The organism is Hymenobacter latericoloratus (assembly GCF_014199535.1).
GTDB classification, from domain to species: domain Bacteria; phylum Bacteroidota; class Bacteroidia; order Cytophagales; family Hymenobacteraceae; genus Hymenobacter; species Hymenobacter latericoloratus.
In genome coordinates, this window is the sequence record NZ_JACHNV010000007.1 from 115,078 (window position 1) to 128,496 (window position 13,419).

Sequence of the window (13,419 nt, forward strand, 5' to 3'; positions counted from 1 at the left end):
GGAGCATACCGGGGTGTACTGAATTAGGCCGGCGAGGTTATGTTGAGCCGGGCTACCCCGGTAGTTTACGGCAAACCGTTAGCTTCGGGCAGCCGACGCAACTGTGGCCCCGGCCGCGCGTCTGTAGCCCACTTTCACCCCTTGTTTCCGTATCAGATGACTTCCTTTTTCCGTCCGGCTGCCGTGGCCGCCCTGCTGGCCCTGGCCGCGCCCGTGCTGGCCAAAGCCCCCCGCGAGCTGACCTATACCGTGAGCATGGACCCGGCCGTCAACAGCAACGCCTTTCAGGTGAAGCTGCAGCTGCCCAAACTCAAGAAAGAACAAGCCGTTTACCAGTTTGCCGCCACTGCGCCCGGCACCTACCAGGTCATGGACATGGGCCGCTTCGTGAGCAACTTTCAGGCTTTCGACGACAAAGGCAAGCCCCTGGAAAGCAAGCAGATCGGCACCAACCAGTGGCAGCTCAGCCAGCCCGAGAAAACCCGCGAAATCCGCTACACCATTGCCGAAACATGGGATACGCCCGTTAAGGAGCACACCATTTACCGCATGTGCGGCTCCTCGCTGGAAACCGACCACGCCCTGCTTAACGGCCAAACCCTGCTGGGCTACCCCCAGGGCATGCAGGACAAGCCTCTGCGCCTGAAGCTGGAGTACCCCAGCGGCTGGAAAGCCGGCTCGGTGCTCCAGGCCGATAAGGACGGCTACTACCACCTCCAGGACTACGACCACGCCGTGGACTCGCCCATTCTGCTGGGCCGCCTCACGGAGGCCAGCACCAAGCTCGGCAACGCCGACGTGGCCCTGTATTGCTACTCGGCTACCGATAAGGTACAGGCCGAGCCCCTGCTGGGCTACATGCAGAAAATGCTCAGTGCCGCTCAGAGCTTCTTCGGCGGGCAACTGCTCGTGAACCGCTACGCTTTCCTGTATCACTTCGCCGACCGCTCGGCCGGGGCCTGGGAGCACTCTTACAGCTCGGAGTACGTGCTGACTGAGCAGGAGCTCACGCCCGAGTCGGCGCAGGGGGTAGTGGACATAGCGGCCCACGAGTTTTTCCACGTCATGACCCCGCTCAACATCCACTCCGAGGTAATTGAGCACTTCAACTTCGTGCAGCCCACCGGCTCCGAGCACCTGTGGCTGTACGAAGGCACCACCGAGTGGGCCTCGCACATGATGCAGCTGCGCGGCGGCCTCGTGCCCCTGGATGACTACCTGAGCATGCTCCACGACAAGGTGCAGTACGACCGCACCCGCACCGATACCACCTACAGCCTCAGCCGCCTGGGCCTGAACTCCTTCAGCGACGAGGGGCAGCGCCAGTACGGCAACATCTACCAGCGCGGGGCCCTCACGGCTGGTTTGCTGGATTTGCGCCTGCTGGAGCTGAGCGGGGGCAAACGCGGCCTGCGCGACGTGCTGCTGGAGCTGGCCAAGCAGTACGGTCCCAACAAGCCCATCAGCGAGAAAAACTTCTTCCAGGACTTCACCAAGATGACGTATCCTGAAATCGGGGACTTTTTCCAGCGCTACGTACAGAACGCCGAGCCCCTGCCCCTGCAGGAGTACTATAGCAAAATTGGGGTGCGCTACGAGCCCATCGTGCACACCGGCAAGCAGGTGGCTACCATGGGCCCCGTGGGCCTGGCCCCGCGCGAAACCAGCGTGTACTTCACCCGGGTAGGCGGGCCGCTGCAGGCCGCCGGTGTGCAGGTAGGCGACCAGCTGGTGGCTGTAGATGGCGTGCGCAACGACTTCACGGCCCTGCGCCGGGTAGGCAGCCGCCAGCCCGGCTCCGAGCTGCCTCTCACCATCAGCCGCAACGGTCAGGAGCAGACGGTACGCGTGAAGCTGGGCAGCACCGAGGACGTGAAGCGCTACATCTTCACGCAGGACCCCGCCGCCACGCCCGCCCAGCTGGCCCTGCGCCAGGTGTGGCTGAAGAATCTGTAAGCCCGAAAGCGGCTTACCCCACAACAAAGCCCTGGCAACACGCGTTGCCAGGGCTTTGTTGTGAGTCCGGGTCGAATAATCAGGCCCGGCGGGCGGCGCGGGCCCCCAGGGCCAGGCCTACCAGCTGGCCGTGCGACGCTGGGGCGGCCGGCTGGGTCTGCACAACAGGGGTAGAATCGGTGATGTTGCCGGCCGCGTCGCAGTAGCACACCATGTACTCCACTACACTGCCAGTGGAGGGTATAGCACGGTCGAGGTGGGGGCTGCAGGCGTTGTGGGCAATGCACTTCCAGGTTTGGTTGGCCTGGCGGCGGTACACGTAAGCAAAGCGGCCGGACAAGCGCGCGAAATCAAGCCGACAGCCGGCGGGCACCAGGTGTAACTGTAAATCGGTGGTAGTAGCGGTCGGGGTGTTCATGATTTGAAAGAACTAAGATTTTATTGGGTTATTCTGGTTGAAAGATAGACAAATCACGGCCAGCTTTAGCTCCCGGATTTCTACGTATTTGCCCGTGGGAAAACCCGTAATTTAACTGCCGCCATCCAGGGCAGTGGATGCAACAGGTTAGTATAATACACTTAACCCTGTTTGCGGCGGGCAGGGAAGCGCACGCAGTGGGCAAGGCCGGGCTGGGCGGCCCGGCGGCTGTCAGTAGAGGGCGGAAAGTTGCGCCAGGCTTGGCGGACGGTGCCAGGGGAAAACGTGTTGAGGCCTTTACAGCCTGTAGGGCTTGCCGGCCGCGCAGTTGAGGGTGCGTTAGTGGGCGTGCAGCGTGAGCACCGGCGGGGCGGCATGCAGGGCCACATTCTCTGAGATGCTGCCCTGCAGTAAATGCCCGATGCCGGTGCGGCCGTGGGTGAGCATCACCACCAGATCGGCGTGGGCCTGCTCCGCAAAGCGCGGAATGCCGGTGCTGGCGTTAGGCGCGTCGAACACGTCCGGCTCGTAGTGGGTGGGCTGGTGGCGGTCGGCGAAGCGGTGAATGCGCATCGTGGCCGCCGCGCGCTGGCCGGCATCAGGCACTACGTCCAGCAGGTGCAGCAGGGCCTCCGGGAATATTTCCTGTACCTGGCGCAGGCTGCGGACGGCCAGATCGGCTTCGGAAGAAAAGTCCGACGCGAAAACAATGTGGCGCACCTCGAAGTGGGGGGTAGGGTGCTTTACCGTCAGCACCGGGCAGGGTGCGCGGCGCACCATGTGCTCGGTGCGCGAACCGCTGAAAAACTGCTCCCAGGAGCTGTGCTCTTTGGCTCCCATCACCACCAAATCAATCTGGCGCTCGGCAATGGTTTCCAGCATAGCTTCCTCAAAGTCGGCGGTGTGCACCACGTCGCGGACCAGCACGCCGGGGGCCGTGCGGGCGGCTTCAGCTATCAGCTCGTGCATGCGGTGCTTTACTACCTGCAGCAGCTTCAGGGTGTACACATTGTTAAGTCCTCCGCCCCCGGCCAGGCCGCCGGTGGTGGCAAACCGGGCCGTTTCGGGCAGGTCCACCACGTGCAGCAGGCTGAGGTTGCCCCCGGTGCGCTGGGCCATTTGGAGGGCCACCTCAAAGGCGTGATGGGCCGTGGGTGAAAAATCCGTGGGTACCAATATATTCTTCATGACACAGAAAAATGATGGTGGAAGAAACCCCGGCAGCACCTAGCTAGCGTTGGTTTTTTTATTGCATAATGTAGATAAATAATTGTGTAATCACAAAGAGAGGCGCGACAAACCAGGGTCTTGTTCTACTGGCTTCGGCGCCCTACGGCTGGCCCAGCGCGTAGCGGATTCCGCCCAGCAGATGCCGCACGAACAGGGGCTCAGTGTAGCTTTCCGCAGTGTGGCCCCCAGCCGTGTAAAAGGCCCGGCCCCCGTCGTAGGAGTGGTACCAGGCGATGGGGTGGGTGGGGCCGTTGGTGCCGCCGGAGTAGGTGGTTTCATCCAGGGTAGCCAGAATGGTCAGGCCCGGCCGGATGCTCTTGAAGTTGTACCACTCGTCGGTGCGGGACCAAGTGGCCGGTAGAAAGTCGGTGGCCGGGTGCTGCTTATCAACGACGCGCACGGTTGCAGTTTGAACAGCGGGGTGGCTACTGAAATAGGCGCCCACCAGCCCGTTGTACCAGGGCCAGTCGTACTCCGTATCGGTAGCCGCGTGCACCCCCACAAAGCCCTTACCCGCCCGGATGTACTGCTCGAAAGCCGTCTGCTGGACCGGGTTGAGCACATCCTGGGTGGTATTCAGAAACACCACGGCCCCGTAAGGTTGCAGCTGCTCCGGGGTGAAGCGAGCGGCGGCGTTGGTAGTGTCAACTGCAAAGCCGTGCTCCGCGCCGAGCTGCTGAATGGCGCGCAGCCCCGCCGGAATCGACTCGTGCCGGAATCCAGCCGTCTTGTAGAAAACCAGCAGGGCGTGTTTGGCCGGCTTAGGAGGGGTAGGCGGATTGGAGCCGGTGCAGCCCAGCAGCAGGGTAGTTAGAAGGCCGGTAGGAAGCCAGGGAGTAAGCATAAACGAGGGATGTAGGGTATGCAAGTAACGGTTGCTTTTCCCGGCGTCCCAGGTGGCATTGCCTGGGTTTGGGCAGCTAGCAGGAGTAGGCGGCGGCTTTTACCGACCCAGTGGTGCGGCACCGGCTTAGCGCTCCAGCTTGAAGTCGGGGTCCACGGTAACGCGCTGCGGGGCGGCCGATACGGCCCAGCCAGTGGCGTACATCCAGCGCGTCATGCGGGTGAGCTTGGCCACGTCGATGCGCGAAGCCTCGTCGCGGGGGGTGTGGTAATCGGGGTGGAGCAGAGTCGTGAAGAAGATGGCCGGGATGCCCGCGCGGGCGTAGGGCAGGTGGTCCGAGCGGAAGTACCATCCCTCGGGGTGCCTGGCCTCGTCCCAAGAGGTATCGAGGTTGAATTTGGTGTGGTCCTGGTTGGCTTTCAGGGCCATGTCAACTAGGGCTTTGGAGTTGCGGTGGGGCGGGATGGAGCCCAGCAAAGCGGCCGAATCAGGAGCATTGCGGCCCATCATGTCGCCATTGAGCACGGCCACGATGGAGGCCTTGTTTACTGTGGGGTGCTCGGCGTACCAGCGGGAGCCCAGCAGACCGCGCTCCTCGGCCCCGTGCCACACAAACAGGGCTGAGCGCGCCCCCGGCCGCTGCTTCCAGGCCCGACCAATAGCCAGCAGGGCCACGCTTACCGTCGCGTTATCATCGGCCCCGTTCCAGATGGAGTCGCCGGCTACGGGCGTCCCGATGCCGTCGTGGTCGTGGTGGCCGCTGAATAGTACGTGCTCGGCGCGGCGGGCCGGGTCGGTGCCGGGGGCGCGGGCTACCACGTTCATGGAAGGGTAGAGGTAGTCGTTGGCAGCTAGCTCGGCCTGCAGGCGAGCCCCCTTGGCCCGCAGCTGGGTGGCCACGGCCTGGCGCACCAGCAGAACCGGCACGGAGGAGGCAGGCAAAGGCATGGAAGGCAACAGGTAGAGGCCATCTTCATAGCGGTGGCCTACAAACTCCAGGCTGGGCTCGGCGGTAGCATCGGCAGTCAGCACAATGCCGGCCACTCCGCGGCTGCGTAAGGCGGCGCTCTGCTGCCCAATGCCGGCCAGGGTGTAGCGCATGGCCCAAAGGCTCATCTTGGGAGCCGGGAGGGGGGTAGGCGCCTGCAGGGGCATGGCTACAATTTTGCCTCGCAGGTCGCGGCGCACCGTGTCGGCCAGGGAGTTGAGCCACACTACCGGCCCATCCAGGCGGGCATTGAGCGGCGAGGTTACCCAGGCATCTTTCCAAAGGGCCAGGGGTTTGCCGCCGATGGTAAGGCGGGTAGAAGCGGCCACCGTTACGCGGCGCAGCGGGTAAAACTGAAAGTAGGTGCCATCGTCGCCGGCCGGTTCCAGGCCGGCTTCGCGGGCCCGCTCGGCTACCCACACGGCGGCGCGCAGCTCATCGGGAGTGCCGGCGCGGCGGCCCCGAAAGTTGTCATCGGCCAGGGCGAACAGGTCGCGCTTCACTTCATCTTCCCGAATAGCACTCAGCAGGGGCTCGCCGGGAGCTTTGGCCGCGGTGGAAGAGGTAGGGCCAGGCGTGCGGGTGCAGGCTGATAACAGGATGGTGGCCAGGATCAGGCTCGTCAGGAGAGTAGCAAAACGCATAGGCAGAGGAGAGAGTAGGGTAAGGCTTTGGAAGTCAGGAGGGGCTTAGGTCCTTAAGGTAGGTATTTCAAGTTATGAGCTATGAATTAGAACTAGAGCTAGTTCCCCTCCTTGGATAAGGAGGGGCCAGGGGTGGTTGACCAGAGCGTTGAACAAATACTAGCTCTAGTTTTTCAACCACCCCCAACCCCTCCTCATCTGAGGAGGGGAGTTAGTTCTAATTCTAGCTTTAGCCACATATTCCGCAACCTGAATTAGGCAGGGGTGCCTACCAAATCCCGCGAAATACGCGGCATGCGTTTGAAGTTATACTGGTTATTCGCCGCCGTATTTGCTTTTGCCGCCGCCACCGGCATCCATGCGTACAATGCGGGGGCGGAAGGAGCCGAGCACGTCCACGAGGTCCTGCTGGTGGGCCATTACCTGGTGAATGTCCTTGTAAGCCTGGGGTGCTTCGTCGAGGCCGCCCCCGATGAGTTCGATGCCCTGGTCGCGCAGGAGGCGGCGCAGTTCTCCCTCGCTTACCTGTTGCTTGGCCTGAGTACGCGAGAGGCGCCGCCCCGCCCCGTGGGAAGCCGACTGAATAGAGTCCTGCTCGCCGCGGCCGCGCACAATGAAACCAGGAGCCGTCATGGAGCCCGGAATTACGCCCAGCACGCCCTGGCCGGCCGGGGTAGCGCCCTTGCGGTGCACAATGGCCTCGCGCCCGTCGGGCAGGGTTTCCTTCCAGGCAAAGTTGTGGTGGTTCTCCACTTTGGCCAGGGGCTTTTCGCCGAGGGCCAGGCTGAGGCGGCGGTGAATGTCGCGGTGGCAGGCCGAGGCGTAGTCGCCGGCCAGGTTCATGGCCCGCCAGTACTCCTGGCCTTCCTGGCTGTCGAGGTCGAGCCAGGCCAGGTAACGCGCCTCGGGTGGCAGGGGGCACTTCTGCATGGCTACTTTGGTGTAGTGCTGGGCAATGGCCGCACCCAGCCCCCGGGAGCCGGAGTGGGAAAGCAGGCCCAGGTATTGGCCAATGGGCACGCCCAGCTCGTTGTCTTCGGTGGTAATATCCACAATGCCCCACTCCACGAAGTGGTTGCCGGAGCCCGAGGAGCCAAGCTGGTTGATGGCCGCTTCCCGCTTGCCCTTCACCACCGGAATTTCCCGGAACTCGGGCCGGTCCAGAATGGGGTCGTCGGCGGGATTCTTAAACACTTCCTTAGCCCCAAAGCGGGTGTGGTTGTGCAGTAGCTTTTTCAATTCCTGGGTGCGCTGATCGAGGTAGCGCGGGGGCAGCTCAAACACCGAAAGGGCCATGCGGCAGCCAATATCCATGCCCACCCCGTAGGGAATCACGGCATTATCTACGGCCAACACCCCGCCAATGGGCAGCCCGTAGCCCTGGTGAGCATCGGGCATGAGGGCCCCGTCCAGGGTTACCGGGAGCTTCATAGCGGTGTCCATCTGCTTGCGGGCGCCATCCTCAATAAAGGCCTCGCCGTAGCGGCGGTAGTCCTTGATTTCGAGGCTCAGGGTTACGTCGCGGCTGGGGTCGGGCACGAATTCCTTGGCCAGCTCGCGCCACAGCGAGTCGCGGAGGTAGGCGTAGGGGTCTTCCTTTATTTTCTGAAGCAGAGCCAGGGCGCTGCCTTTGTCCATCTTCTTGAGTTGGCGGTCTTCCAGAATATCCAGGGCCAGGGTAGTGGCGCGGCCTTCGGGGTAGCCAATCTTGCGCAGGTCGTTGCCGCGCAGCTTTTGCGTTGCCATAGTCAGGGAGGGGTAGGGTGGTAAGAGGGTTGTAGCGTGATTTCGGGGTAGGGGTTATGGCCGAGCTTTGTTTCAGCTGCCCCGGTCCGACGCTACATGTGCCCGCTTGATTGCCGTTCATGCCTCTAGAGCAGCATCCGCCTACTCCCTTTGTTTGCCTGAACCCAGCCGGACATACGCCAGCATAAAACCGACCGGGTGGATGCCTCCGGCGTTACACCGGGGTCGGAAGCGCAGGCTTCAGTACAGGTGCTGAGGCCCAACTCATAGGCCGCTGCTACGGTTTAGCTGGCGGGTTTGCTGAACCCGACGGTGGAAACTTGTGGGTTAGTTTCGCGTTTTCGATGTCATGGCTGTCGGCACTTGCCGACACTACCAGCTTCTTCTTCCTATGACTACTACCCCCCAATCAATAGATCAGGCTTCGTTCCGGAACTCCTTTGTAGAAGAGCTGCGCGGTGAAGCTTCCATGGACAAAAACCCGCGCCAGGTGCCCGGCTACCACTACTCACGCGTGGACCCTACCCCCGTGCCGGACCCCCACCTGCTGGCCTGGTCCGAGGAGCTGGCAGCCTTCCTGGGGCTGCAGCGCCCGCCGGAGCGCGGCCCGGCCGTAGAGGTCTTAGCCGGCAACCGGCAGGCCGCTACCATGAAACCCTTTGCGGCTCGCTACGGCGGCCACCAGTTCGGGAACTGGGCCGGGCAGCTCGGCGACGGTCGGGCCATTTCTTTGGGCGAGCTGACCGCCGTGGATGGTACTACCTGGGAAGTTCAGCTGAAAGGTGCCGGGCCCACTCCCTACTCGCGCCGCGCCGATGGGCGGGCCGTGTTGCGCTCCTCGGTGCGAGAATTTCTGTGTTCCGAGGCTATGTACCACCTGGGCGTGCCCACCACCCGCGCCCTGAGCCTGGTAGCCACCGGCGACGAGGTAATCCGGGACATGTTCTACAATGGCAACGCCCGCCCCGAGCCCGGCGCCATTGTGGCCCGGGTGGCGCCTACCTTCGTGCGCTTCGGCAACTTCCAGATTTTCCTGGCCACCGGCGAGATGGACAACCTGCGCGCCCTGGCCGACTACGTCATCCGGCGCCATTACCCCGAGCTGGGCGAGCCTTCGCCGGAGGTGTACGCCCGCTGGTTTGAGGAAGTCTGCCGCCGCACGGCCATCATGATTGCGCACTGGCAGTCGGTGGGGTTTGTGCACGGGGTGATGAACACCGACAACATGAGCATTCTGGGCCTGACCATCGACTACGGTCCCTACGGCTGGCTGGAGCCCTACGACCCTGACTGGACGCCCAATACCACCGACTTTGGGGGGCGGCGCTACGCCTTCGGGCAGCAGCCGCGGGTAGCCCTGTGGAACCTGATGCAGCTGGGCCAGGCCATTTTGCCCCTGGTCAGTGGGGTAGAGGCCCTGAATCCGTCGCTGGATGTGTACATCAACACCCTGGGTACTACCCGCTACGAGATAATGCTGGGCAAGCTCGGGCTCACGGCCGGCAACCCGGAGGAAGACCAGGCGCTGTTTGAAGCGCTGGAGCAGGCCCTGGCCGAGTCGGAAGTGGATATGACCGTGTTCTTCCGGCAGTTGTCGCACACCGCCCCGGCCGTGCTGGCGGCTCCGGAAAACGGCGACGCGCAGTGGCGGGAGCTGCTGGCGGCCGCTGCCTACTCCATGGCTCCGGCTGAAGAGCAGGCGCTACTGGGCTGGCTGCAACGCTATTTTGTACGCCTGCAGCAGGAGCAGGCCTCGCCGGAGACTATCCGGGAGAAGATGCTGGCGGCCAACCCCAAGTACGTGCTGCGCAACTACCTGGCCCAGCAGGCCATTGAAGCCGCCGAAACCGGCGACCTGAGTTTGCTCAGCCGGCTAATGGAAGTGCTGAAAAAGCCCTTCGATGAGCAGCCCGAGCACCACGACCTGGCCGCCAAGCGCCCCGACTGGGCCCGCGACAAGCCCGGCAGCGCTACCCTCTCCTGCAGCTCGTAAAGGGTTGGGGAGAAGGCAAGGGGTAGGAGAAGTCGGCTAACCGGCTAACCAAAAACGTCTGTCCTCCTGAGCGCAGCGAAGGACCTCTCCTGCTTCGTTATAATGCTATCTAAATAGCCGGCGGTAGAGGTTTTTTACTTAGGCTCAGGAGAACAGGCGGGGCTGCATTGCAGCAGGCCATGATGCCCGTCCGGTCTTCCTTTCTCACCTTTGCCGCATGCACACGCTTGCTCAACTACGCGCCGGGGAGCTGGCCGGCGCCACCCGCCTCGATTTATCCGAAGGGCTAAGAGAGTTCCCCCGCGAAATCTTCGACCTGGCCGATACCCTGGAAGTCCTGAACCTGAGCGGCAACCGTCTCTCGGCCCTACCCCCGGACCTGGGGCGGCTGCAGAAGCTACGTATCCTGTTCTGCTCCGACAACCAGTTCACTGCCCTGCCCGAGGTGCTGGGCGAGTGTCCGGAGCTGAGTATGATCGGGTTCAAGGCCAACCAGATTCAGGCCCTGCCCGCCGCGGCCCTACCGCCCAAGCTGCGCTGGCTGATTCTGACCGACAACCAGCTTCCGGAACTGCCGCCGGAAATTGGGAGCTGCCCGCACCTGCAGAAGCTGATGCTGGCCGGCAACCAGCTCCGGGAACTGCCCGAAACCCTGGCCAGCTGCACCAACCTGGAGCTGCTCCGGATTGCGGCCAACCGCTTCACCAGCCTGCCGGAGTGGCTTCTGGCTATGCCCCGCCTGAGCTGGCTGGCGTTTGCCGGCAACCCCTTCAGCGAGCCCGCCCAGGCCGCGGCGGAAGCGCGTAGTCCTATTCAGGCCATCAACTGGAATGAGCTGATTATAGAGCACAAGCTGGGCGAAGGCGCTTCGGGGGTGATTTCGCGGGCGCAGTGGCAGCCGGCGGCTTCTGCTCCGCAGGCCGTAGCCGTCAAGGTCTTCAAGGGCCAGATAACCAGCGACGGGCTCCCCCACAGCGAAATGGTGGCCTGCATCAGCGCCGGCACCCACCCCAACCTGATTGGGGTGAAGGGCCGGCTAACCAACTCCCCCGGCACCGAAGGCCTGGTGCTGGCGCTGATTGACCCAGCCTTCCGCATCCTGGCCGGTCCGCCCAGCTTCGCCTCCTGCACCCGCGACGTGTACGCCCCCGGCGCCCATTTCGCGCCCGAAGCGGCTTTGCGTATTGCCCAAGGGGTAGCCGGGGCAGTGGCTCACCTGCACGCCCGCGGTATATTGCACGGCGACGTGTACGCCCACAACATCCTCACTAGTCCCGCCGGCCAGGCCCTGCTCAGCGACTTCGGCGCGGCTGGCTTTTTCACGGCCGGCCAGCCAGCTGTTGCCCTGGCCCTGCAGCGCCTGGAGGTGCGGGCCTTCGGGTGTTTGCTGGAAGAGCTGCTGGAGCGCACGGATTTTGCCGCTGTGCCAGCCGCGGCGCAGGCGCTGTGGGCGCTGCAGCAGCAGTGCGTGCAGCCCAGCGTAGGGGCCCGGCCCCTGTTTCGGGAGGTGATGGACGTGTTGGCCGAGGTTTCGGCGGCAGAAGCGGGGTAGGACCTACCCCCGGTGGGGCGGCCACCCTCCGTTACGCTTGGCGCAGCAGCCAGGCGTAGGCCGTGGCTACATCATCGAACAGTACTACCATGGGCCTGGTGACAAACTGCATGGCCGTATCCATAGACTTGCGCGCCGACCAGTTGGACGGGCACACCCAGGCCACAAACTGCATGCCTTCATCGGCCAGGGCCTGGTAGTACTCACCGCCTACCCACCGGGCGCCTTCTTCCCAGCTGCTGGTTACCTGGCTGTTATCGTTGAGCATCTTGTGGCAGGGGCGCTGGTGTAAGTGCCGCAGCACCAAGTGGCCACCCGACTGGGCCGAGGCCGCGTCGTGCACCCCGCGCCATTCCACGTATAGCCAGGCATGGTCGGGGTCAAAGGAAATGGAAAGCGGGGGCGAGTCGTAGAGAAGTTCCATGCACAGACAGAATGAGCGTAGCGGGTGTGCCTCGCTTACCATCTGAAAGTAAGCAGGTTAAGCTGTAACCTCAACGTAAAGGTAGTATGATCCGCTGGATAGACGTTCTGAAATTTGCCAAATACAGCAACCCCGAGCCCCCGCGCCGCCTGGAGCTGCCCGAGGCCGCGTGGCAGGAGCAGTTAAGCCCCGCCCAATTTCAGGTGCTGCGCCAGAAAGCCACCGAGCCGCCCTACCGCAACGCCTACTGCCGCTCCTACGAGCCGGGCGTGTACACCTGCGCCGGCTGCGGCACCGTGCTCTTTGATTCGGCCACGAAGTACCACGCCATATCGGGCTGGCCCAGCTTCACCCAGCCAGCGGCCAAAAACGTTATCCGCTACGCCTTCGATTCCAGCTACCACATGGAGCGCATCGAGGCCCTGTGCAACGTTTGCGGCGGCCACCTGGGCCACGTTTTCCCCGACGGGCCCGAGCCCAGCGGCTTGCGCTACTGCCTGAATTCTGAGAGTTTGTTGCGGTTGTCGCTGGGCTAGAGGCCTGCTTGACTAACATTAAATCAGTCGAAGACAGCTACTGACGTTATTTTGTATGTGCCTTGTTTCCGTTCAATAAGCAGTGTCATAGCGGCAGCACTATACACATCCGGCTCTGGCACACTGCCCCGTACCTTTCCATCCATAGTTTGCAGAGTAAGCCAGCCTTTCTGTACGGCTGCCTCGGCTCGTTCCTCATTGAAAAGCAGCACCGGGTAAGCTAAAGTTGCCAGCACCCGGCTGCCCTGTGTAGCACGGCAATGCTACCAGGGTAGTATCAGTCCTTGCTCGTCATCAAACCAAGGGACAGGGAAAAATAGCCTACGGCGCGGGTAGGCACGGCAGGGCAAGGTGATGTGGGTAGTGGCCACGCGGGCTACCCCCGCTATCGGACCAAAACCGTTAGGCTGCTATCCGGTCGTCCTGGTCCTCTTGCTCATCGAGGGCCGGGTGAAGCTCGTACTCGAGCTGTTCCAGAAGTTCAAAATCCAACTGCGTGTACTCGTCCATCAGGATGAGCTCAGCAGCGGCAAGGGCGGAAGTGGAGTGCTGGGTCATCATACCTGCCTATACCCATCCGGCGGCGGCGAAGTTTCATCACCGGTTCCGATGCCATCATCTTGTAACCGGGTGCGTATGCATCTTTCGCACTTTTCCTACCCCCGTCAGCCCCATGAGCTACTTCCACGAGGCGCTGCTGCGCTACGGCTTTACCGAGCAGCGCGCGGGTTTCTACCTCTACCCCGCCGCGCCCGGCGGCCCCTTGTACTGCCTGACCAGCGAAGGCGGCTACCCCCGGCAGCTGCTGCTCTGGCAGGCGCACCGGGTGTTGCTGCAGGGCGAGGTAGTACCCCTGGCCGTGCTGGAGCAGGTGCTGGGCCGGGTGCTGCCAGCGGCGTAGAAAGCAAGCGTTTCAGATGATTTTAGAACGCCAGGCTAAACCCGCAAGGGCGCTTCAGCGGCTTCAGGCATTTCGTCTTGACCAGGAACAGCCGCGAAGCAGGCTACAACCCTGCGGGCCGGAAAAAGGTAACAGCAGAGACTGACCGCGCTTGGGGCCGAAGCTGGCGCCCGCTGGCCCGGCTCGG

The 13,419-nt window shown here is 63.0% G+C and carries 12 protein-coding genes; 5 read left to right on the top strand and 7 right to left on the bottom strand.

Annotation, left to right across the window (positions count from 1 at the left end; genetic code table 11):
• The first annotated feature begins 156 nt into the window (after positions 1–156).
• Complete coding sequence (locus GGU46_RS18475; RefSeq protein WP_183405046.1) at positions 157–1,956, top strand: M61 family metallopeptidase; 1,800 nt, start codon at positions 157–159, stop codon at positions 1,954–1,956.
• Positions 1,957–2,035: 79 nt separating this feature from the next.
• Here the strand turns inward: GGU46_RS18475 and GGU46_RS18480 are convergent, their stop codons facing one another.
• From GGU46_RS18480 to GGU46_RS18500, 5 genes are all read right to left on the bottom strand, one after another.
• Complete coding sequence (locus GGU46_RS18480) at positions 2,036–2,374, bottom strand: hypothetical protein (RefSeq protein ID WP_183405047.1); 339 nt, start codon at positions 2,372–2,374, stop codon at positions 2,036–2,038.
• Between the two features lie 339 nt (positions 2,375–2,713).
• Entirely contained in the window at positions 2,714–3,562 is an 849-nt protein-coding gene (locus GGU46_RS18485) for a universal stress protein (RefSeq protein WP_183405048.1), read from the bottom strand.
• Positions 3,563–3,704: 142 nt separating this feature from the next.
• Complete coding sequence (locus GGU46_RS18490) at positions 3,705–4,448, bottom strand: ThuA domain-containing protein (RefSeq protein ID WP_183405049.1); 744 nt, start codon at positions 4,446–4,448, stop codon at positions 3,705–3,707.
• A 126-nt stretch (positions 4,449–4,574) separates the two neighbouring features.
• Positions 4,575–6,080: a M28 family metallopeptidase gene (locus GGU46_RS18495; RefSeq protein WP_183405050.1), complete on the bottom strand. Its 1,506-nt coding sequence runs from the start codon at positions 6,078–6,080 to the stop codon at positions 4,575–4,577.
• A 315-nt stretch (positions 6,081–6,395) separates the two neighbouring features.
• Complete coding sequence (locus tag GGU46_RS18500) at positions 6,396–7,826, bottom strand: RtcB family protein (protein WP_183405051.1); 1,431 nt, start codon at positions 7,824–7,826, stop codon at positions 6,396–6,398.
• A gap of 391 nt (positions 7,827–8,217) precedes the next feature.
• Between GGU46_RS18500 and GGU46_RS18505 the strand changes: the two genes are divergently transcribed.
• Positions 8,218–9,819 carry a protein adenylyltransferase SelO gene (locus GGU46_RS18505; RefSeq protein WP_183405052.1) on the top strand — a complete coding sequence of 534 codons (1,602 nt, stop codon included), beginning with the start codon at positions 8,218–8,220 and terminating at the stop codon, positions 9,817–9,819.
• Positions 9,820–10,036: 217 nt separating this feature from the next.
• On the top strand, positions 10,037–11,371 hold the full coding sequence (locus GGU46_RS18510) for a leucine-rich repeat-containing protein kinase family protein (protein WP_183405053.1): 1,335 nt from the start codon (positions 10,037–10,039) through the stop codon (positions 11,369–11,371).
• Positions 11,372–11,402: 31 nt separating this feature from the next.
• On the opposite strand, the gene GGU46_RS18515 is transcribed toward GGU46_RS18510, so the two are convergent.
• Entirely contained in the window at positions 11,403–11,795 is a 393-nt protein-coding gene (locus GGU46_RS18515) for a hypothetical protein (RefSeq protein ID WP_183405054.1), read from the bottom strand.
• A gap of 86 nt (positions 11,796–11,881) precedes the next feature.
• Between GGU46_RS18515 and msrB the strand changes: the two genes are divergently transcribed.
• Positions 11,882–12,331, top strand: a complete 450-nt coding sequence (gene msrB / locus GGU46_RS18520) for a peptide-methionine (R)-S-oxide reductase MsrB (RefSeq protein WP_183405055.1) — start codon at positions 11,882–11,884, stop codon at positions 12,329–12,331.
• 402 nt (positions 12,332–12,733) lie between these two features.
• On the opposite strand, the gene GGU46_RS18525 is transcribed toward msrB, so the two are convergent.
• Positions 12,734–12,892 (bottom strand): hypothetical protein, encoded by a 159-nt coding sequence (locus GGU46_RS18525; protein ID WP_183405056.1) that lies wholly within the window; start codon positions 12,890–12,892, stop codon positions 12,734–12,736.
• A 112-nt stretch (positions 12,893–13,004) separates the two neighbouring features.
• Between GGU46_RS18525 and GGU46_RS18530 the strand changes: the two genes are divergently transcribed.
• Positions 13,005–13,232 carry a hypothetical protein gene (locus GGU46_RS18530; protein WP_183405057.1) on the top strand — a complete coding sequence of 76 codons (228 nt, stop codon included), beginning with the start codon at positions 13,005–13,007 and terminating at the stop codon, positions 13,230–13,232.
• Positions 13,233–13,419: the final 187 nt, after the last annotated feature.

Excerpts from the sequence above, each read along its gene's own strand:
- GGU46_RS18475 (WP_183405046.1), top strand. The coding sequence starts at position 157 with ATGACTTCCTTTTTCCGTCCGGCTGCCGTGGCCGCCCTGCTGGCCCTG.
- GGU46_RS18480 (WP_183405047.1), bottom strand. The coding sequence starts at position 2,374 with ATGAACACCCCGACCGCTACTACCACCGATTTACAGTTACACCTGGTG.
- GGU46_RS18485 (WP_183405048.1), bottom strand. The coding sequence starts at position 3,562 with ATGAAGAATATATTGGTACCCACGGATTTTTCACCCACGGCCCATCAC.
- GGU46_RS18490 (WP_183405049.1), bottom strand. The coding sequence starts at position 4,448 with ATGCTTACTCCCTGGCTTCCTACCGGCCTTCTAACTACCCTGCTGCTG.
- GGU46_RS18495 (WP_183405050.1), bottom strand. The coding sequence starts at position 6,080 with ATGCGTTTTGCTACTCTCCTGACGAGCCTGATCCTGGCCACCATCCTG.
- GGU46_RS18500 (WP_183405051.1), bottom strand. The coding sequence starts at position 7,826 with ATGGCAACGCAAAAGCTGCGCGGCAACGACCTGCGCAAGATTGGCTAC.
- GGU46_RS18505 (WP_183405052.1), top strand. The coding sequence starts at position 8,218 with ATGACTACTACCCCCCAATCAATAGATCAGGCTTCGTTCCGGAACTCC.
- GGU46_RS18510 (WP_183405053.1), top strand. The coding sequence starts at position 10,037 with ATGCACACGCTTGCTCAACTACGCGCCGGGGAGCTGGCCGGCGCCACC.
- GGU46_RS18515 (WP_183405054.1), bottom strand. The coding sequence starts at position 11,795 with ATGGAACTTCTCTACGACTCGCCCCCGCTTTCCATTTCCTTTGACCCC.
- msrB (WP_183405055.1), top strand. The coding sequence starts at position 11,882 with ATGATCCGCTGGATAGACGTTCTGAAATTTGCCAAATACAGCAACCCC.
- GGU46_RS18525 (WP_183405056.1), bottom strand. The coding sequence starts at position 12,892 with ATGATGACCCAGCACTCCACTTCCGCCCTTGCCGCTGCTGAGCTCATC.
- GGU46_RS18530 (WP_183405057.1), top strand. The coding sequence starts at position 13,005 with ATGAGCTACTTCCACGAGGCGCTGCTGCGCTACGGCTTTACCGAGCAG.